Annotated in this window: 16 protein-coding genes; 4 read left to right on the forward strand and 12 right to left on the reverse strand. The window is 49.5% G+C overall.

The window, feature by feature from the left end; genetic code table 11:
- A partial coding sequence (locus AXFE_RS12930; protein WP_160291858.1) for a transposase family protein occupies positions 1 to 581 on the reverse strand: 581 nt, incomplete at its 3' end.
- A 541-nt stretch (positions 582 to 1,122) separates the two neighbouring features.
- Here AXFE_RS12930 and AXFE_RS12935 point away from each other — a divergent pair.
- Positions 1,123 to 2,013 (forward strand): hypothetical protein, encoded by an 891-nt coding sequence (locus AXFE_RS12935; RefSeq protein WP_052606380.1) that lies wholly within the window; start codon positions 1,123 to 1,125, stop codon positions 2,011 to 2,013.
- On the opposite strand, the gene AXFE_RS12940 is transcribed toward AXFE_RS12935, so the two are convergent.
- The 11 genes from AXFE_RS12940 to AXFE_RS12990 form a co-directional block, all read right to left on the reverse strand.
- The gene (locus tag AXFE_RS12940) at positions 1,972 to 4,293 is read right to left on the reverse strand and encodes a putative bifunctional diguanylate cyclase/phosphodiesterase (protein WP_052606381.1); all 2,322 of its coding nucleotides are present in this window, start codon (positions 4,291 to 4,293) and stop codon (positions 1,972 to 1,974) included. The two genes, AXFE_RS12935 and AXFE_RS12940, sit on opposite strands and share 42 nt — an antisense overlap.
- 207 nt (positions 4,294 to 4,500) lie before the next feature.
- Positions 4,501 to 5,193: an ABC transporter ATP-binding protein gene (locus AXFE_RS12945; RefSeq protein WP_052606382.1), complete on the reverse strand. Its 693-nt coding sequence runs from the start codon at positions 5,191 to 5,193 to the stop codon at positions 4,501 to 4,503.
- A gap of 6 nt (positions 5,194 to 5,199) precedes the next feature.
- Entirely contained in the window at positions 5,200 to 6,762 is a 1,563-nt protein-coding gene (locus tag AXFE_RS12950) for a hypothetical protein (RefSeq protein ID WP_052606383.1), read from the reverse strand.
- 5 nt (positions 6,763 to 6,767) lie between these two features.
- Entirely contained in the window at positions 6,768 to 7,790 is a 1,023-nt protein-coding gene (gene ilvC, locus AXFE_RS12955; RefSeq protein WP_052606384.1) for a ketol-acid reductoisomerase, read from the reverse strand.
- Positions 7,791 to 7,794: 4 nt separating this feature from the next.
- On the reverse strand, positions 7,795 to 8,379 hold the full coding sequence (gene ilvN, locus AXFE_RS12960; protein WP_082058741.1) for an acetolactate synthase small subunit: 585 nt from the start codon (positions 8,377 to 8,379) through the stop codon (positions 7,795 to 7,797).
- Positions 8,380 to 10,101: an acetolactate synthase large subunit gene (locus AXFE_RS12965; protein WP_052606385.1), complete on the reverse strand. Its 1,722-nt coding sequence runs from the start codon at positions 10,099 to 10,101 to the stop codon at positions 8,380 to 8,382. It lies immediately after the preceding gene.
- A gap of 311 nt (positions 10,102 to 10,412) precedes the next feature.
- The gene (gene ilvD, locus AXFE_RS12970) at positions 10,413 to 12,086 is read right to left on the reverse strand and encodes a dihydroxy-acid dehydratase (protein WP_235347814.1); all 1,674 of its coding nucleotides are present in this window, start codon (positions 12,084 to 12,086) and stop codon (positions 10,413 to 10,415) included.
- A 220-nt stretch (positions 12,087 to 12,306) separates the two neighbouring features.
- Complete coding sequence (gene gatB, locus AXFE_RS12975) at positions 12,307 to 13,773, reverse strand: Asp-tRNA(Asn)/Glu-tRNA(Gln) amidotransferase subunit GatB (RefSeq protein WP_052606387.1); 1,467 nt, start codon at positions 13,771 to 13,773, stop codon at positions 12,307 to 12,309.
- Positions 13,774 to 13,822: 49 nt separating this feature from the next.
- Positions 13,823 to 15,274, reverse strand: coding sequence for an Asp-tRNA(Asn)/Glu-tRNA(Gln) amidotransferase subunit GatA (gatA, locus tag AXFE_RS12980; protein ID WP_052606388.1), 1,452 nt, complete (start codon positions 15,272 to 15,274; stop codon positions 13,823 to 13,825).
- A gap of 9 nt (positions 15,275 to 15,283) precedes the next feature.
- The gene (gene gatC / locus AXFE_RS12985) at positions 15,284 to 15,586 is read right to left on the reverse strand and encodes an Asp-tRNA(Asn)/Glu-tRNA(Gln) amidotransferase subunit GatC (RefSeq protein ID WP_052606389.1); all 303 of its coding nucleotides are present in this window, start codon (positions 15,584 to 15,586) and stop codon (positions 15,284 to 15,286) included.
- Between the two features lie 310 nt (positions 15,587 to 15,896).
- Positions 15,897 to 16,316, reverse strand: a complete 420-nt coding sequence (locus AXFE_RS12990; protein WP_052606390.1) for an SCP2 sterol-binding domain-containing protein — start codon at positions 16,314 to 16,316, stop codon at positions 15,897 to 15,899.
- A gap of 502 nt (positions 16,317 to 16,818) precedes the next feature.
- On the opposite strand from AXFE_RS12990, the gene AXFE_RS12995 reads away from it, so the two are divergent.
- The 3 genes from AXFE_RS12995 to AXFE_RS13015 form a co-directional block, all read left to right on the forward strand.
- On the forward strand, positions 16,819 to 17,577 hold the full coding sequence (locus AXFE_RS12995; RefSeq protein ID WP_052606391.1) for an alpha/beta hydrolase: 759 nt from the start codon (positions 16,819 to 16,821) through the stop codon (positions 17,575 to 17,577).
- A 560-nt stretch (positions 17,578 to 18,137) separates the two neighbouring features.
- Positions 18,138 to 19,511 (forward strand): IS66 family transposase, encoded by a 1,374-nt coding sequence (tnpC, locus tag AXFE_RS13010; RefSeq protein WP_152626085.1) that lies wholly within the window; start codon positions 18,138 to 18,140, stop codon positions 19,509 to 19,511.
- Positions 19,508 to 20,128: Druantia anti-phage system protein DruA (locus AXFE_RS13015; protein WP_052606395.1), on the forward strand; the 621-nt coding region annotated here is incomplete at its 3' end. The genes tnpC and AXFE_RS13015, both read left to right, overlap by 4 nt.

The raw sequence follows: 20,128 nt of genomic DNA on the forward strand, positions 1-20,128 counted from the left end.
CTCGTAACGTCCACGATTGAGGTAGACCACTTCTGGGTCCGATAGCGACCCTCGCGACAAAACAAGGTCTCATCTAATCCGAGTGCACGAACCTTACCAAAGCGACTTGGATCCTCTACGAGGGGAGTCCCATAGGCAATGACAGCGTCATTGATCGTGTGCCAATCACAATCGAGCTCTCTGGCTACCGATGACACCGATCGACCATCTCTACCAACCACTCGGGTTGCGAATCTAGCTGCCCTATCGGTGAGCTTGAGTCTTGGAGCTGCGATCCTAGTGTCCACGTCACTCCACGACGGGGCGGAACAGTTCCCATCCTTGCACTCCCACCTGCGTTTGTGCCAGATGAGTCTGACGGCACGGCCAAAGCTTTGTAGATCAATCAGCTCTACTAGTGAGCCTCCCTTGGAATAACTCATCCCATTACATACTGGGCATTTTGGTCGTTCGCCTCGACACTCGATATGGACCCGAAGGGGTGTCTTTGAACCTTGGTCACCCAGATCCTCGATGCCAATCAAATTGACATCCATAAGATCGAGCAAGATCTCGGCAATTCGAATAGGATTTTCTTCCACAGGGGCCCTCCAGTGATGAGTTGTTGAACTATCCCATTCTGGCAGAGCCCCTGTGACCCTCCCAAACTCACCCCTGGTGCGTGGCTACACCTGACTAAATTCCCCACTTAAATCCGAAGTCCCTTAAAAAGCCGACTTTGAACAATTTTTTGAAGTTCTACACGAACACTGGCCACCGGTTCCTAGATAGATGGAAGGAGATTGCCAGTGGCGCGATGGCCCTATTTACCAAGTGGCGACGAGATGAAGAGCGGATCATCTTGCTTGTATTTTCAAGCTATAATAATTAAGTAGCTACCAAATTTAGTCAAAGAAAGGCCGACTGTCGCGCAACATTTTATTCAATAGGGCGCCGCTGGTCTGCGCCTCCCAAACTTCCATCTCTTGACGAGATGATGATAAATCGGTCTCGCAGACCGCTTCTGAGCTTGTCAATTTATGGGTGATCTCACTTTGCAATATCCAAGCCTCGCCCTCCTTCCTTGGACAAGGCGAACAACCATCATCACAATGGACCTTTTCTCATTATTAGGACACTAGCTTGGATTCCAGAAAAGAAATTAAAATAGGCGCCTACGAGATCGGCGAAATAGCTAAAACCGTCATCGATCCCAATTCATCAAGAGCTTTTGGTATATATGCTTTTTCAGGCGATCACCCAGGTGTCCATCTAGCCAAATCCGTCGAAGAGCAGGTCTTTCTCGATACCTATGGCAACACAAGTGATCAGCTAAATACTGAATACTATCCATATCTAGATCGCTCCATCTTCCTATGCGTGATCAACCATTCGCTTTCACTTCCCGTTGCATCGATGAGGATAATTCTGCCCTCAGAAAGCGGCACTGGATCAAAGAGCCTTGACGACATCTCTGCTCACTGGGGAATTGAGCCTGTAGCATTAAAGATTCGCCAAGGCGAGAAAATGCCTCTAAATAACTTTTGGGATATCGCGACCCTTTCCGTTCATCGTCAATTTCAAGGCAGAGCAGCTCCTGGTCTAATTGCCATAAGCCTCTACCGTGCATATGTGACAGCTTCTCAAAGCTGTGGTGTTGACTGGACGATCGCCATCTTAGATGATCGTCTATTTAGATTTGGCAACTGGCAATTTGGTGGGACTTGGTCGCGCTTTGAGGATCTTGAACCAAAGGCATATCTAGGTTCAGAGGCTTCGCATCCAGTCTGGTGTCAACTATCCAAATGGCAACAAAGACTTTGGGCCTACAAGCCCGACCTTCACGAGAGCATATTCAGCCCTGGAGGACCTTCACCGACAGTAGAGGAGCTCTCGATAGATTCCTTTAGAAAACAGTTTTTTTCAATCCAGAAGCACTACCCCGCTGAAGGTGAAGTCATCAACCTTCGAGAGTTGGAAAAAGATCGAAATTCAAACGTCGAAGGCGAAAAAAAGATTGCTCGCTCGTTCTAAGTCGCCAATTGTCAAATGAAGATCCGCGGCTTCAACAGGCCTTGATAGATAAAAACCCTGAATAGAGTCACAGCCAAGTTGAAAAATCCGCTGGGCTTGAATCAGTGTCTCGACGCCCTCTGCTATGGTTGACATCCCCAGAGATTTCGCCATTGCGACGATCGACCCTATAAGCCTTGCGTCTGGAGAGTCCAAAGAGACCATAGAGTCGATAAAGGATTTATCGATCTTGAGTTTATCAACTGGAAATTTAGTCAAATATGCCAGAGACGAATAGCCAGAGCCAAAATCATCTATCGCAAGACGAACCCCAAGCTCCTTCAGCGCAAGCAAAATAGCAAAGGAGTTATCAAGGTTCTCCATAACCATCGACTCGGTAAGCTCAATACACAGGCTACGGCCCTCGACCTTATGGCGGACAAGGGCATCATGAACTCGAATAGCTAAATTACTATCGATCAACTGTCCGACTGAGAGATTGACCGAGACGTAAAAGTCGTCGTCCAAGCTCATTTCCCTATTCAACGAGGTGAAGCGATCTAGTGCTATATCGAGCACCCAAGCACCGATCTCTAAGATCATTCCAGACTCTTCGGCAATGGGTATGAAGTCCGTCGGCGAAATTAGACCATGTCTCGGATGATTCCACCTAATTAGCGCTTCTACCCCTTCGACTCGTCCAGTCCTCGTAGCAATAATTGGCTGATATACCAAAAATAATTGATCGAGCTCAATGGCTCTGCGCAAGTCGTACTTCAATTCGAGTCGCCTTGTAACTTCAGTCTGCATCGAAGAGTCAAATACCCTAAAAGTATCCCGCCCCGCCATCTTGGCTTGAAACATTGCCGTATCTGCGCTTCTCAAAAGGGCTTCGGTGTCAAGAGAGTCATTGGGTGAGGTAAGGGCGATTCCAAAGCTTCCAGTCACAAAGAACTTCAGACCATTGACTAAAAATGGTTCACGCAGGAAATCCCGCAAATCAGCGGCGACCGCCGTAGCCACTGCAGCATCTGGGACATCTTTTAGAACGATCAAAAACTCATCGCCACCAAGGCGGGCAACTAGATCGCTTTGGCGAACCCGCAACCGCAACCGTTGTGCTACGCCAATGAGCAACAGATCCCCAAAGGTGTGACCAAAGGAGTCGTTTATCAATTTGAACTGATCTAGGTCCACGAATATCAATGCAACGAACGAAGACTTCGACGCGGAATCCTCCAAAATTCGGGCTAGTTCCTCCGACAAAAGTCGTCGATTGGGAAGACCAGTCAATGCATCGTATGCAGCTACGTGGGCCAACTGGTCTTCGGAGCGCCGTGCAACCGACATTGCGCGCAAAACCCGTGTCGTTGCCGCGCCGACAAGGCCTATGTCAACCACAAAGACTACTACTCGATCGGAGAAAGAGACCGACTGTTGACCGAAGATCAAAAACGCTGGGGTGGCCAAGGAAAGAGTAATCAAGCTGAACTGAATACGTTGATAACCCTTACCACGGTGTGAATCCGAGATTGAAAGTCGCCTCATAGAGGGCGAGAGAGCGCAACAACTCGCTAAAACGTATGCGCCCCCGTATGGGAGTCCCAAAATTGACAGTGGCAAGTGTAGTAGATCCGCGTCTACAAACATATACAAACTGTCACCCAAGAACATCATCGAGAATGCGCCAAGTAAGAGCCAGTAGGCGACAGATCGTCGGACATCACTCGTAAATGCAATGCGAAGGACCAATATCAAAAGAATCGACGACATCGGCGGATATGCAACTAGAGCAAGTCTTATTGAGATAGAAATTCCTCGGCTCGCACCTAGTGGTTCAATCAGAAAGACCCACGCAACAGCCAAAACCGATAGTCCAGCCATCAATCCATCCAAAATGGCATCAACGGTCTTACCTCGGTCATAGCGCTTCCCGCCTGAGAGTCGCATGAGGCCAGCTGCAAGAATGATATACCCTGGAATAATAATTAAATCGGGTACGAGGGAACGCGAAGGTGTCAAATTCCCCAGTGTGCCCAGAAGCGAACTAAGGGTGCCCCCAGCAATGAATAACCAGAGCGCGCCAAAGATCATCCACCAATTCCAATTGGGGGATGGTCTAAACCTAAGAATACCAACTGCTACAAAAATCGTTGAAACGACGGCGACAAAAACTGGCACAAAGCGCTCAACCGGGCCAAAGAGATCTAGGGCGAAGGCTATCAAAACGACAGTTCCACCCAATGCAACTACGCTCGACGGTGACAATCTCACCTTTATTGCACCGATCTCAAAGGTCATGGCTTACTTTCGGTGTTGTTGCATTTATGTAACAACCAAATTATCGCCATATTGAGGCACTTACTTGAAAAAGATCATGAAATTTATCATCCCAAGCCAGATAATTTAGCGATTGCTACCCCGCGGCAATAAAACAATCCACCATCAAGTGGCGTAACCCTTATAAGCACTCTGCCACCCGTAAAAAGAGAGTCTCCCGTAACCCTCTTAGCTATCAATTCTGCCAATATCGGGCTTTCCAACATAGGAAACTTTACCATCGCTAATTGTCACCATCTGGTTAGCAATAGCCAATAACTCGGGCGCATGTGTAGCTATTAGAACCGCAGCACCAGAGGTAGCCGCATCACCGAGAATTGCTAGGAGTGCCTTCTTTCCAGAGGCATCAAGTCCCGCATATGGCTCATCTAAAACCAAGAGCTTAAATGACCGAACTAGCCCCATCGAAAGAGCAGTCTTTTGCCGTTGCCCCCTCGAAAATCCCCTTGGAAGGCGCTGGCCAAGTTCTTGAATCGCAAACTCTTCCAAAAGCTGATCGGCTCGTTCCTGATAATCCATAAATCCCGAAAGGCGAGCGGCGAAACTCAAATGCTCCATCACAGTTAAGTCGGAATAGAGTGCCGGTTCGTCAAAAACCACCGACGTTACCGCCCTAGCTTGACGACTGCCCCCCTTAGCACCCAAAATGTCAATAGATCCGCTATCGGGAGAGACAAGACCTGCAATGGCTTTGACTAAAGTAGTTTTACCTGCGCCGTTCATACCTACAAGGCAACAAATAGAACCTCGCTTGATGTCGAAAGTGACTCCCTTTAAAATAGGGATATCGTCAAACTTCTTGTCGACATTCTTGACCGAGAGGACTATATCTGACTTCTTGGCCTCTGTATTCTTTGCCACTTAGAACTACTCCGCTTTCAAAATTTTCTGTCCGCCTATCCATGCCCAACCCGCCAAGGGAGCAATAAGCACAAAAGATGACGCCGAAAGTGCTGCACTTGATGCAGACGAATGATGGGCCAACGCGCCGTGGGCATTTATTGCAGCCACTATCCAGGCATTGGCAATTATTACAGGAATTAGCTCAATGAAAAACTTGAAGGCCTGCACCTCTGGTACCAGCACAAAGGCCGATACATCTTGACCTTTGCCACTTCGAACCTGGGCTACAGCACCTCCGAAGACGCTGGTAATCGCCATCGCAACGCTCAGGGGCAACAAAATGCTAAATGTCGTACCGGAAACCAAAAAGTAAACGATTACATCAGAGACCAAAGTCAATACAATTGCGATTGCTGCTGGCAGCATCGTAGATCGATTCAATAACCATCCATCTTCAACTGGATAGTTCACAAACCTATCAGCCTTGTCAACCAACGAACCAACTGAATCAGACAACTCGAGGCCCATTACAAAACAAAGCGGCACTGCCACGAAAAATAAAATCACTGAATGCAGCCAGGCGTTTGCAATGATGAAAACGACTGACAAATTCAAGATGAAAAGACGAATATACCTCTTGATGGACCAGTTGTAAATATTCGACAACGAGCGAAGCGAAGGTGTTGACTTCGGTGTACGAAATAAAGCTTCAGCGATTTTAGGCAATCTGCGCCCAACATAACCGTTCTCACCCAAAGATCTTGATATGCCAATAATGCTTCTTACGTCTCGCATTCCAATTGCAAAGCGGAGGCGCGAAATTAGCTCAGAGTGACGTTCTATGGGCTCCAGATCTGCCTTCGGAAGTCGAAGCACCCCTAATATCCCAATCACTAAGCCTGTCGCGAGCACGACCATATTTTGCAGATCCGTCGGAGACATTGCCTTTAATGGTCCGCCCAAAACGGCGATAGGAGAGGTGGAACCCGAGAGAATAGGGACCACTCCAACCAATATCAATACTAACCCAAGTGCATATCCCTTGATCCCACTGAGTGAAAAACTCACAGATAAAAGCGCCATGCCGGCATAGGCAAAGCCACACGCAATTCCAAAGATTCCAAAGTCAATAGCCGGTGTAGCTGCTTGGTGATGCGAAAGAGCGTGCAGCGCAACACCAACGCCACCGCCGCCAGCTGCTCCTATGTAACCATAGTGAAAAAGGGTTCGAATGGCTTTTTGTCTCAATAGCCGCTCTCGACCCACGTCCGACAAAAAGACCATCCGCATCTCTGGACGATGAACCGTGAGAGGACCGCCCCGAGTTCCTAGCATTGCGCCTAGAAATAAAATAAATAAGAATAAGGCGGTTCCGTAGTTGTTGGCATTCGAATGGAAAAAAGCGATGTCAGACGAGGTAGGAACGAAATAGGTCGATGATGTTGAGATAATATCAACCAAAAGTGCAGCGACGATGATCACGAAGTATCCCTTCACGATCACCGCCAACTTGTCATTGTTTTCTAGGAAGTGGGAACGCCGCGCAGATGAAAGCTCGCGCAGCAATTCCCTTTCTTGATTTGCCAAGGAATCTAGCCGCCAGAAACGTCGCGAATATTCGAAGAATTCGCTAGGAACGGCATCATATTACGAAGTTGTCTTCCAACTTCTTCAATTGGATGATTCGCAGCGGCGCTACGCAACTCGTTGAAGTGCTTCTGGCCATTCTCGTTCTCTGCGATCCATTCGTCTGCAAATTGACCAGAACGAATCTCATCCAAAACCTTCTTCATCTCGGCCTTCACGCCCGAAGAGATTACGCGAGGACCGATCTTCAAACCACCCCACTCAGCGGTCTCAGATACGGAGAACCACATTCCGGAGAGACCATCCTGATACAAAAGATCCACAATCAGCTTAAGCTCGTGCAGACATTCAAAATATGCCGACTCAGGTTGATATCCAGCCTCGACCAAGGTCTCAAAACCAGCAGTTACTAACGCAGAAAGCCCACCACAAAGTACGGTCTGTTCGCCAAAGAGGTCGGTCTCTGTCTCTTCAGAAAATGTTGTTTCCAACACGCCCGCCTTAGTCGATCCTATGTGATGCGCATAAGAAAGTGCCAGCTCACGTGCATTTGTTGTGGCGTCTTGATGAACTGCAATCAACGAAGGGATGCCTCCGCCTTCGGCATAGGTCCGACGAAGAAGATGGCCAGGCCCTTTTGGTGCGACCATTGCAACATCTATTCCTGGCGCCGGTTGAATCTGCTCATAGCGAATATTGAAGCCATGGGCAAATAAAAGAGCGTCACCGTCCTTTAGATTCGGGGCGATCTCTTCGTCGTAGATCTTCTTTTGAGCGGTGTCGGGGGCGAGCAACATTACTACGTCAGCCCATGCACTTGCATCACTAACGCTCATCGTGGTGAGCCCCGCATCCTTTGCCTTGACTACCGACGAAGATCCTTCCCGGAGGCCAACTACAACTTCAACACCTGAATCAGCCAAGTTCAGCGCATGTGCGTGACCTTGTGATCCATATCCGATAACCGCTACTTTTTTGCCTAGAAGCAAAGAAGGATTTGCATCGGCTTCGTAAAACATTTCAGCCATCTGGCTAGCTTGCCTTTCCCTTTGAAATTCCACCGCGCGAACTCGAACGAGTCAGCTTTGTTAAGGCAACTCGGCCAGTTCGCTGTACTTCTACTATTCCGAATACTTTAATCAGTTCGCTAAAGTCATCCAGTTTTTCCGGAGTATCTGCCAAGGCTAGTGTAAGACGTTCAAGACCAACGTCCAACACTTTCGCACCAAAGATTCCAGCCAACTCGAGTATTTGCGATCTACTTTGAGTGTCCGCTGCCACCACAGCAAGCAACAACTCCTGCTCAACAGAGTCTCGGGGATCGATCTCTGTAATTTTGATAACATTAATCAATTTATGGAGCTGCTTGGTGATCTGCTCTAGCGTTACCGACTCCAAATCTACAACAATGGTCAACCGTGAGAATCTCTGATCGTCGGTCGGCGCTACAGCAAGCGAATAGATGTTATAGCCGCGGCGTGAAAACAGCTGTGCCACCCGCGCCAAAACTCCCGCTTTATTCTCCACCAGTACCGATAGAACATGGTGATCTATCTCATTGGCGCTTTTTCCACCAGGTAAACTCATTGGAATAAGGTTAGGTCCTGAAACGGTCATCTACTTCCCTTCAAACATAGGTCCAAGAAAAACTTCATCGTTGGTCGAACCCGAGGGGACCATCGGGAAGACCTTCTCGCGCCAATCTGTCCTAAATTCGATAACCACAGATCGGTCATCGATCTCATTCGCCTTTTCAATCGCAGGGGCCACCTCTTCAGGAGATTCGACTCGAATGCCAACGCACCCCATAGCCTCTGCCCATTTGACGTAGTCTGGTAGGTCTGGAGAGAGATAAACCTCGGAATATCTTTGATCGTAAAACATCTCTTGCCACTGACGCACCATGCCAAGATAGGCGTTATTCAAAAGTGCAATCTTTACAGGAATTCGCTCGGCAGAGGCGGTCACCAACTCTTGGGCCGTCATTTGAAAACACCCATCTCCATCTACTGCCCAAACCATCTTGTCTGGTCGTCCTACCTTTGCACCTATGGCCGCGGGTATTGCAAATCCCATCGTTCCAAGGCCTCCTGAATTGATCCAGGTGTTTGCATCATTAAACTTCCAATACTGCGATCCCCACATCTGATGCTGTCCTACGCCTGAAGCCAGAATTGTTCCTGGAGGAGCCAGTGACGATAAGGTCTCAACAACGTACTGCGGCTTTAGCGAGCCATCGGCTGGATCTTTTTCATATGCAAGCGGATACTTTTCTTGCCACTGACGAATCTGAGAAATCCAAGCAGAGATATCTTGAGCTTGCATCTCACCTGCTTCGCCTCGATCGAGTGCCTCGATGAGCTCTTGAATGACCAGCTTTACGTCACCAACGATTGGGATATCGGCTCTACGCACCTTACCAAGTTCGGCAGGGTCAATGTCGACGTGGATAACCTTGGCATTTGGTGCAAAGCCAGAGACCTTCCCGGTTACCCTATCGTCAAACCTCGCGCCGAGCGTGATCAGCAAGTCAGCCTTTTGCATCGACGTTATGGCAGTGTAGTTGCCATGCATACCAGGCATACCGAGACATAGGGGATGCTCGTCGGGGAACGCTCCGCGACCCATCAAGGTCGTAACAACGGGAATCTGAGTCTTTTCGACAAGTGAAAATAGCGCACTTGTTGCATTAGCCCTGATACATCCACCGCCAATATAGAAAACCGGAGCCTTGGCCTCTTTGATCATTCGAGCAGCAGCCGCTATAGAGCGTGGGTGCCCCTTGGTATTAGGACGATAGCCAGGCAAGTCGATCGTCTCTGGCCAGTACCAATCCATCATCTGGTTAGCAACGTCCTTGGGGAGATCCACTAAGACGGGACCCGGGCGGCCAGTCGTAGCCACATGGAATGCTTGAGCTATGGTCTCTGGAATCTCATTCGCATCTTTTACGAGCCAGTTGTGCTTTGTAATACTCATGGTGATGCCAGTCGTATCTGCCTCTTGAAAGGCATCAGTCCCAATCGAAGAGGTCGCCACCTGACCAGTTATTACCACCATGGGAATCGAATCCATATATGCATCCGCAAGTGGCGTTACTATGTTGGTCGCGGCAGGTCCAGATGTAACAATCGCGACGCCCGGTCGGTTAGTTGCCTGAGCATACCCTTCGGCCATATGGCCAGCGCCTTGCTCATGACGGACCAAGATATGACGAATTGGTGAGTCTATAATAGGATCGTACACTGGCAAAATCGCCCCGCCAGGTAGGCCAAAAACGACGTCGACGCCCTGCATCTCAAGACTCTTGACTAATGCTTGTGCACCTGTTAATTTCATCTTATTGTCATCCTTCGTCCCGTAAACTCACGCTGCAATCATTTCAATAGTCAATTTGAGGTATAAAAAAACCTCCCTGTTGGGAGGTTAAGTAGCGCCTTGAAGCAGTGCTTCGGCGCTACAAGACTACAAGTACTACTTCAAAGAAGGCAGATAATTTCATTGCCCTATATCCTAATACCCATTCAACCATTCGTCAAATCAAATCTATATAATCAGTCCACCCAATCAAAGCTTTAGCACCTTCTGGCCACTCAAGATATCACCCTTTCGAGGGCCAGAAGGCCTGCTAACTACTTAGATATCACCGATTACGAAAAGAAATTCGTGACGGCACCGATCTCTGCACCCTGGACCAACTTGGCATACTTTGCCAACACTCCAGATGTGTATCTGGGCATCGGAGCCTTGACGTTGGCAAAACGGCGCTCCATCTCGTCTTTAGTCAAATGAAGATCGATCGTCTTTGTATTCACGTCTATAGTTATTCGATCACCATTTTGCACAATTGCAATCGGACCACCGTCTAGAGCCTCAGGCGCTACGTGACCGATACAAAAACCGTGCGTTCCACCACTAAAGCGACCATCGGTTACCAGCGCACAATCGCCACCTCTTCCAGCACCTTTTAGCGCACCGGTAACCGCTAACATCTCGCGCATGCCAGGACCGCCCTTAGGCCCCTCGTATCGAATTACCAAAACGGTATTTGGCCTGATCTCACCAGCTAAAATCGCATCCAGCGCCTTTTCTTCCCCATCGAATACCGCAGCCGTACCGTCAAAGGTGAACTGGTCGATACCTGCGACTTTGACGACTGAACCCAAGGGAGCTAAAGAACCGCTAAGAATGGCGATTCCGCCAATCTCATGAAGCGGCGAAGAGAGACTATGCACGACTTTGCCATCTGGCTGAGGCGGGTTGATCTGCGCCAAGTTCTCCGCTATGGTCTTTCCCGTAACAGTCATACAGTCACCATTTAAAAGACCGGCCTCTAATAGATGCGCCATCACAACAGGAACTCCGCCGATTTGATCGAGATCACTCATGTGATACTTTCCATGTGGCTTAGTATCGGCGATGTGTGGGGTACGCGCGGCAATGCGATTAAAGTCAGCCAAGGTCAAGTCAACTCGGGCCTCATAGGCAATCGCCAACAGGTGAAGAACGGCGTTGGTGGACCCACCAAGAGCCATGACGAGGGCGATTGCATTCTCGAATGCTGCCTTTGACATTATCTGTCGAGGGCGAATTCCTCGCTCCAGCAAAGCGACAACGGCCTCTCCAGATTGAAAGGCGTAATCCGACCGTCGTGAATCGATGGCTGGAGCCGACGATGATCCAGGAAGCGCCATCCCTAGCGCCTCCGCAACCGATGCCATTGTGTTTGCGGTGAACATACCTGCACATGAACCAATAGTTGGACATGCTTCAGATTCAATAAGAGCCAACTCTTCATCGCTGAGCGCTCCGGCCGCGCGGGCTCCGACCGCTTCGAAGACGGTAACTATATCGATCGCCTCACCCTTGTGGATTCCTGGCATGATAGTTCCACCGTATAAAAATACAGTTGGGAGGTCTAAGCGAGCAGCAGCCATCAACATACCGGGCAGCGACTTGTCACAACCAGCTAAAGTCACCATACCGTCGAATCGTTCAGCGTGCATAACGGTCTCAACGCTATCGGTTATCACCTCTCGAGAGACCAAGCTGGCATGCATGCCTTCATGGCCCATTGAAATTCCATCAGAGACAGCGATGGTATTAAACTCCAATGGAAAACCGCCCGCGGAAAGGACTCCTTGCTTGGCACTCTTGGCTAAAACGTCTAAAGGCATATTACATGGAGTAACCTCGTTCCATGAAGAGGCCACCCCAATTTGGGGCTTATCCCAGTCTTGATCACCCATACCGACGGCTCGTAACATCGCTCGAGCCGGGGCTCGACGAAAGCCATCCGTAACGTCGCCTGATCTTGGCTTCATTGATCCTGACATGCAAACCACCGTCTATCCATCTCGTAGATTTTCTTACTGCACTAATAGGTTATTCGAATAGCATCCAAATTTCCAAAAAGTCACCCTAACAAAGTTTTTAAAGAGACCAATACCAAATCAATGATCATTTCTGCGTGCACTTTTTTCAACGCTACCGCTTCCCCATGGCACTATCATCAGGGCCAAAGATGCAAAGCGGACCCGCACTTTAGCCCAATCGACGGGCTGCCATCTCCGAGGCTAAGGTCTTTCCGTTGACCTTACCGTTGGTAATCTTCATTGCTTTTCCAATAAAAAACCCCGCCAGCTGATTCTCTCCAGCGCAAAGTCGTTCCCATTCCATTGAATTTTCACTGATCAACCTATCGAGGAGTTCCGAAATCTCATCTTGAGAGGCTGCCTTATATCCGAGTTCCTCGATAAGGGCCGACACTTCTTCGTTATGGTTCGAAGCGATTCGAGACAAAAGTGTCTTCGCCTGGGTGGATGAGACCTTACCTTGACTTTCAAGCGAAATAACTTCAATGAATTTGCCACGGGGAAACTCCGCGACTTCGAAAGAGTCTACAGTGGCTTGATTTACATAAGATGCAAGCTCATTCGAGCCCCGTGCTAAAGCAAGGCGCGCTGGTACCCCAGTTCTCACAGCATCCAGCACATGCTCATCCAAATCAAACTTGACACAGGTTTGAACCTGCTCCAGCTCACTTCTCGTAAGCTCTCCATCTAGTAGTTCCCTCAATCGCAGCCTCCGTGCCGGTGGAAGGATCCCAAGGGCCCGCGCTATCGTAGCCACCTCATCCATATCTGGATCCAATGGCGTTAGATCGGGCTCTGGGAAATAACGATAGTCATAGGCCTCTTCTTTGGAGCGAAGTGCAGAGGTAACCCCTTGGTCCTCATTCCAATGGCGAGTCTCCTGTCGTATCGATTGACCAGCAGACAAAGCCTCCATTTGACGCCGAGCTTCGTAATTGATCGCTCGACCGAGTGATCGAAGGGAATTTAAATTCTTAATCTCGCATCTGGTGCCCAATTTCTCGGTGCCCAGGGGCCTTACCGAGACATTTGCATCCACACGCAGCGAGCCCTCTTCCATCTTGCCATCACTTGCCTTTGTGGAAACTAAGATAGCCCGAAGTTCAGAGACATATTCTCGAGCTTCATCTGCGCTTGAGAGATCAGGAGCCGAAACGATCTCCACCAGAGGAATTCCAGCTCGGTTGTAGTCCACCAATGAAAAATCAGCCCCATGTATTCGACCAGAAGTCCCAACATGTGTCGTCTTTCCAGTATCTTCTTCCATATGCGCCCGTTCGATTCGCACAGTCTTGGGAAACGACGGGAGTTCCAACTTTCCATTTACGCAAATTGGCTCATCGTACTGAGAAACTTGATAGTCCTTTGGCATATCCGGATAGAAATAGTTCTTGCGATGAAATACAGACGGTCTAATCTCACATGAAAGAGCCGAACCGATACGAATGGCATATTCAACCGCGCGCTCATTAATCACCGGTAAAGAACCAGGGAGCCCTAGGCACACAGGACATATATTCGTGTTTGGCTCTGAGCCAAATTGATTGGCACATCCGCAAAATAGTTTGGTATTCGTCTTTAGTTCACAGTGGACTTCGAGTCCAATGGTAATTATATATTCATCTTCAATTGCCATAATTCATCCCTATACTGTTCCTGTAATAAACCACTTAAACAGATCTTTGTCAATGCGCCCATTGAGGCTTGGCCATGTAGGTCGATGCGCCTTCTAATGCGCGAGCAACCTGGAACATCACTCTCTCTGAAAGGGCTGGAGCGAGAATCTGAACCCCAACTGGCAGGCCATCTGCTCCGCCACCAAATGGGACGCTCATCGCTGGATGACCAGCTAAATTAGACGGAATTGTGCATACATCGGACATGTACATCGAAAGTGGGTCGCTCTTGTCACCAAAGCCAAAGGCAACTGTAGGCGAGGTCGGAGAGACAAGGACGTCAAAGTCACTATATGCGCGAGCAAACTCGCTCACAATCAAGGTTCTCACCTTCTGGGCCTTACCATATAGTGCGTCGTAGTATCCGGCCGAAAGCGCATAGGTTCCCAGCATTATGCGCCGCTTCACCTCTGGGCCAAAACCCGCTTCTCGGCTCAGGCCATAGGTCTCATTCATATCTGCGCCTGTAACTCGAAGCCCATAACGAACCCCATCAAAACGTGCTAAGTTTGAAGATGCCTCTGCGGGGGCGATCAGGTAATACGACGACAGTCCATATCTAACGGCAGGGATGGACACAGTCTCCACCTTGGCTCCGCAACTTCTGAGCGCATCAAGGCTTTGATTAAAGACGCCAAGCACATCATTTGAAACGTCGCTCATCATCTCCTGGATAACTCCAATTCGCAATGATGAGATATCGCTTTCGTTGGGCGCATGCTCATATGTTGCAGTTCGACTCGATGTCGAATCCATACCGTCATGGCCAGCGATTACAGATAAGACAAGACTCGCATCGTCAACGCTCTTGGCAAAAGGACCGATCTGATCCAACGACGAGGCAAATGCAATCAATCCATAACGAGAAACCAACCCATAAGTTGGCTTCACGCCAACAACCCCGCATAAGGATGCCGGCTGACGTATCGAACCCCCAGTATCAGAACCAATGGCTATTGGTGCGAATCTAGAAGCGACGCTTGCAGCGCTACCACCTGACGATCCACCTGGAACTCGGTCAAGTTTGACAGGATTACGAGTAGGAAAGTAGGCCGAGTTCTCAGTCGATGAACCCATAGCGAACTCATCCAAATTGGTCTTACCGATAGGAATTGCACCCTGACTGATTAGCTTTTCGATCACGGTGGCGGTATATGGTGGCTCCCAACCACTCAAAATCTTTGAGGCACACGTCGTTTCCACTCCTTGAAGAACTATATTGTCTTTTAGTGCAACAGGCACACCAGCAAGAGCTCCAAGTTCTTCGCCGCCGGAGCGTCGTTTGTCGATCTCTTTGGCCCGTTCGATCGCTCGATCCGCCATAACCAATAAAAAGGCACCGACATCGCCGTCATGCTCATTTATCTCACTCAAATGAGCTGAGACAACCTCAAGAGCACTCAATTCACCTGACTTGACAGCTTTGGCTATTTCAACAGCGCCTAATTCGATAATTTCCACTTTTACTGGTTAGTCCTCTCCGATAATCTTTGGAACCAAGAACATATTGGCTTGGGTTTCTGGCGCCATTCTAAGGACCTCTTCGCGATTTACACTTTTGCGGACTTCATCGCTACGCATAACATTTTTAATCGGGAGCGCATGGCGAGTTGGGGCGACATCATCAAGATTTAAGCTTTCGATATCTTTAGCGTGCTCCAAGATTGCCGCTAGCTGTCCGGTGAAGTCCTCGATCTCAGCCTCAGACAAGGCCAGTCTGGCTAAGTGCGCAATATGGCGCGTTTCATTGCTCGAAATCTTATCTGCTGACATGTCTTACAGACTAGGTCTATCAGCTCTGTAATCGATCGACTGATCGATCACTCTTAGGACTTTGATAAGAAGCAAATCTCAAATTCAACGCAACTTACCATAGTGCAAAAAAATTCCCGGATTAAATCATCCAAACAGAAACGATCCTTATAGAGTCTCAAATACCTATTTATCCCTTAGCCTTGAACCTTGAACCTTGAACCTTGAACCTTGAACCTTGAACCTTGAACCTTGAACCTTGAACCTTGAACGGAGAATAGATCTCACCGTGTCAAAGGCGCTGGAACTCTTGAAAGTCTTGATGGTTGCCCTAGGAAGTCAAATCCTTTATCTTGGCCACAATTTCATTAGGAGAAAGGGATTCAGGAGAAAAAGCACTTTGCAAAGCTATCAACTTAGTGAAGTCGCCGGTCACCCTGATCTTTCCAGCCATAAAAGCTGTCATTGCAACCTGAAAGTCGAGATCCACAAAGATCGACTTTGCCGTTTCATAGTCGATTCGAATCGTAATTTCTGCATCTTCAAGTTCGCCCAACTCTATGTCGATAAAGCCTTCCGAAGAGTCGATATAGATCTTGACTTCACTATCGCCAAATGGGACATCGGTTACAATCTGGTTCATCCGAATTGCTACATCCACCGAAGGCGTATCGCTTTGCACGCTATAGGCCTGGCGGATATCGCGGACTCTCTCGATCCACTCGGGTGACAAAAACGGATACTTTTCCACGATCTAAAAACCTCCATCGGCAATTGCACTACATGTTAGTTACAAGCTTTAAAGTTGCTACATATCGCCGCTTTCCTTCAGGTCTATTGAAATCTCGCCGCAACTTCAAAAGGATTCAATGCAGATCAGTGAAATTAGCCGATAAGCGACAGATAGCAATCGGCCTGTCACCCTTTTCATCAACCTAAGACAACGCAGATAGCCAAAATCCAAATGCTACACGCCAAAGGGCATCGTCCTTAGTCTCGCGGTACAATCTCATGGCCGTGAGATCACAAAGTGTATTCCTTGCAAAAACCCAGTAAGGGCACGTCTATAAAACGAGAGCAGAACCTTGAGCAAAAATTGATCGACTATTTGTATCAGCCATAAGAAAATCCTCAATCTTCAATAGCCGCTATCGGCTAAGGTAGAAATTTGTAGATAGATCCGAAAATAAATTTACGGACCGAAAAACAAAAGGTTCAATTGCGAGATATCTAAAGTCTTGCAAAGGAGAGAAATGACACCACAATTTGATGTACCCAATGACCATCGGCAGCCCTTCTTTGTCGACGGAGGCCCAGATTCAAAGAAGGTGCTGTTCATTCATGGCTTCACTGGCTCACCTCAAACCTTTTTGCCTCAATACATTGCAGCTGCTAACGCCGGCCATACCGTAAGCGTTCCACTGCTTTCGGGCCACGGTACCGTCTTGGAAGATATGCTCGGGACTAGATACGAGGACTATCTCAGAGATGTTGACCAAGCAGCTCAAGGCCTAGGCGAAGAGAACGAAGCGATCTATGTGGTTGGCATCTCGATGGGAGGAACCCTCTCTCTTGATCTCGCATTGCGCAATCGCCGAGTAAAGGCAATGGTACTTGTAAATCCACTGGTCCTACCTCCACCGCCTGACTTCTTCGACTTGATCGATCAAGTTTTAGAAAGTGGTCTAGAAATTTTTCCAGCCATTGGCTCGGACATAGCAAATCCGGAGATGGAGGAGGCATCATATCCAGGGGCACCAGTGCGAGCGGCTAAGTCTCTATTCGAAGCGGCAAAGGAACTTTCGCCCAAGGTAAGTGAGATTGCCATACCGATCCTGCTATTCAATTCGACACAAGACCATGTAGTTGCGGTTGAATCGGGCGAATACCTCCGCGATAATGCCCAAAACGTAACAAGAGTAGTTCTGGAAAAGTCATTTCACGTCGCTACGCTGGACTACGATTCAGAGATAATCACAGAGGGAATGCTGGAATTTATTACGAAAAATTAGAGATTTGATTCGGCTTTTTATCAGTTGGTAAAAATCGTTGGTTCTTGCGAGCTATGTCCAACGGATAAAAAGCATATCTGAAATCAACTATTCCCAACGAAATACTCGATTGGTGATAAAGGCTCCTAGCAAAATCGTCGCAGAGATAACCGACAGATCCACGCCTAGATTTGTGCTGGTTCCCATCCATTGTGATTGAAGTATCTTAAATCCGTAAGTAAAGGGAATGAAGTCGCTAATTTTTAGTAAACGTTCGGTGAACCCGTACCACCCCTGACGAAAACAGGGACTGAACACGAAGCGCTAGATAGTGTTAACTGGTAGTCATGGACAGTTTGCATACAACCGAGTCAGCGTACTAGAAGGCGGCGGAGGCAGAACGCCTCGCTGGCGATAATGCCCGTCTTCAGGCGGAGAACGCCGAGCTTCGAGCACGGGTTAGTGAACCCGAAGGCCAGATTGGTGCACTCACCGAGAAGGTGACGACTCTCGCAAAGCTCGTCTTTGGCACCTCGTAGGAGAAGAGTAAGCCAGTCGAGCCTAGAAGAGGCAAAGACGATATCACAGGTGAGAAACGCCCCCGTGGTCAACAACCAGAGAGTCCAGGGCATGGCCGACGGGACTACTCGGCCCTTGAAACCGTCGAAGTGATCCACGACGTACCAGACAACGAGCGAATCTGTTCGGGTTGCGGGGCACCTTATGCCGCCTTCGGCGAAGAGACCCCCTACCAGATCGACTGGCAAGTACACATCGTGCGACACCGACATCGCCGCCCTACCTACCGGCGCACCTGCAAGTGTCAGACTCGGGGCATGCTCGTCGCACCGGTCCCGGCCAAGCCAATCCCCAAGGGAATGTTCACCTCAGGGTTCCTGGGCCGCTTGGTAGTGGAGAAGTACGTGATCGGGCGTCCCTTGGAACGCATCGTCGCAGCTCTCTCAAATGACGGGTTCGAGGTTTCAAAAGGCACCTTGACAGGAGCGCTCAAGGCGCTTTCGGACCTACTTGAGCAACTTGACGCAGCGATTAGGGAGAGGAACGCAAAGTCGGCGCATCTGCACATCGACGAGACATCCTGGAAGGTGTTCGAGGCGGTAGCTGACAAAGCGGGCAACCGCTGGTGGCTGTGGACCTTCCTCGGTCCCGACACCGTGGTGTTCTTGATCGATCCCAAATGCTCGACGAGAGTGGTAGCCGAGCATTTGGGTATCGATATAGATGCGGGTTCGCTCGAACCTGGCCGACAGCTCCTGATAAGCTCAGACTTTTACAGTGTCTACCAGCCCCTTGGTGCACTTGAGGGAGTAGACCCGTTGTGGTGTTGGGCACACATCAGGTGCTACTTCATCCGCGCTAGCGATGCGCATCAAGAGCTGCGGAGTTGGACTACTTCATGGCTCGCTCGCATCGGGTCGCTTTATGTAGCACATCATGCACGCCAAGCACTTGAGACGGGAACTACCGGGCGCTTACGCGCTGAGGAGGACTTTACCAGGATCATCAGAGCAATGGATACTGCCAGAAAGGCTGAGGCTTGCGATCCGACGCTTCACCCTGGGGCCATAAAGGTGCTCGCAACACTGGATCGTGAATGGGAAGGCCTTTGCCGTCATGAAGAGTTTCCCGAGTTGCCACTCGATAACAACCCAGCAGAGGCTGTACTTCGCAACCCGGCAGTAATACGCAAGAACTGCTATGGATCCGGTTCAATATGGGCAGCCACCCTGGCCGCGCGGATCTGGACCATTACCGCCACCGCCCAGCGTGCTGGGTGCAACCCACTCGCCTATCTCATCGCCTACCTACAAGAATGTGCCGCCGCTGGGGGAAGGGCCCCGAATCCCGCCGCGCTGGAGCGGTTCTTCCCCTGGGTTGCGAGCGAGACTGATCTTGTTGAGTGGCGCATGTCGCCACCTGGTCCAATGCCATGAGTGAAACACTGCGCTACTGTGGGCGGGACTTCTCCCAAGCAGACCTTGAGGTCATCTCCGACCTGATCGCTGTGTACCCGACAAGACAGGCAATTGCTGACGCAGTCTGCGAGGCGCTTGGCTGGTACCGTCTCGACGGGCGCAAGAAGGACATGTCGGCGCGCGTTGCATTGTTGCGCATGGACAGAGACGGACTCATCACCTTGCCTAAGCCACTGCATGGCAACGGCAACGGCCGCATCACCCGCTACGCAGAGCCAATCGCTGAGCTACCCTTTGCCTATCCTGAATCGCTCGACGATCTCTGTCCAATCAAGTTCGCCATAGCAGATACCAAAGCCCAAAAGCAGCGCTGGCGAAACCTCATTGCAAGCTACCACTACCTCGGCTACACCACCTTTGCCGGTGCTGAGGGGCGCTATCTCATCGAGAGCTCCTCTGGAACTATCGCTGCGATCGGCTTCGCTGCCTCGCCATGGAGCTGCGCACCACGCGATAACTATATCGGCTGGGACAAAGCGACCCGCGAAGCACGGCTGCACCTTGTGGTTGGCAACGCGAGGTTTCTCATTCTTCCTCAGGTACGTGTTGTGAACCTCGCCTCATACATCCTCTCC

The sequence above is a fragment of the Acidithrix ferrooxidans genome, from assembly GCF_000949295.1.
Classification (GTDB): Bacteria; Actinomycetota; Acidimicrobiia; order Acidimicrobiales; family Acidimicrobiaceae; genus Acidithrix; species Acidithrix ferrooxidans.

Excerpts from the sequence above, each read along its gene's own strand:
- AXFE_RS12940 (WP_052606381.1), bottom strand. The coding sequence starts at position 4,293 with ATGACCTTTGAGATCGGTGCAATAAAGGTGAGATTGTCACCGTCGAGC.
- ilvC (WP_052606384.1), bottom strand. The coding sequence starts at position 7,790 with ATGGCTGAAATGTTTTACGAAGCCGATGCAAATCCTTCTTTGCTTCTA.
- ilvN (WP_082058741.1), bottom strand. The coding sequence starts at position 8,379 with ATGACCGTTTCAGGACCTAACCTTATTCCAATGAGTTTACCTGGTGGA.
- AXFE_RS12965 (WP_052606385.1), bottom strand. The coding sequence starts at position 10,101 with ATGAAATTAACAGGTGCACAAGCATTAGTCAAGAGTCTTGAGATGCAG.
- ilvD (WP_235347814.1), bottom strand. The coding sequence starts at position 12,086 with ATGAAGCCAAGATCAGGCGACGTTACGGATGGCTTTCGTCGAGCCCCG.
- gatB (WP_052606387.1), bottom strand. The coding sequence starts at position 13,773 with ATGGCAATTGAAGATGAATATATAATTACCATTGGACTCGAAGTCCAC.
- gatC (WP_052606389.1), bottom strand. The coding sequence starts at position 15,586 with ATGTCAGCAGATAAGATTTCGAGCAATGAAACGCGCCATATTGCGCAC.
- AXFE_RS12995 (WP_052606391.1), top strand. The coding sequence starts at position 16,819 with ATGACACCACAATTTGATGTACCCAATGACCATCGGCAGCCCTTCTTT.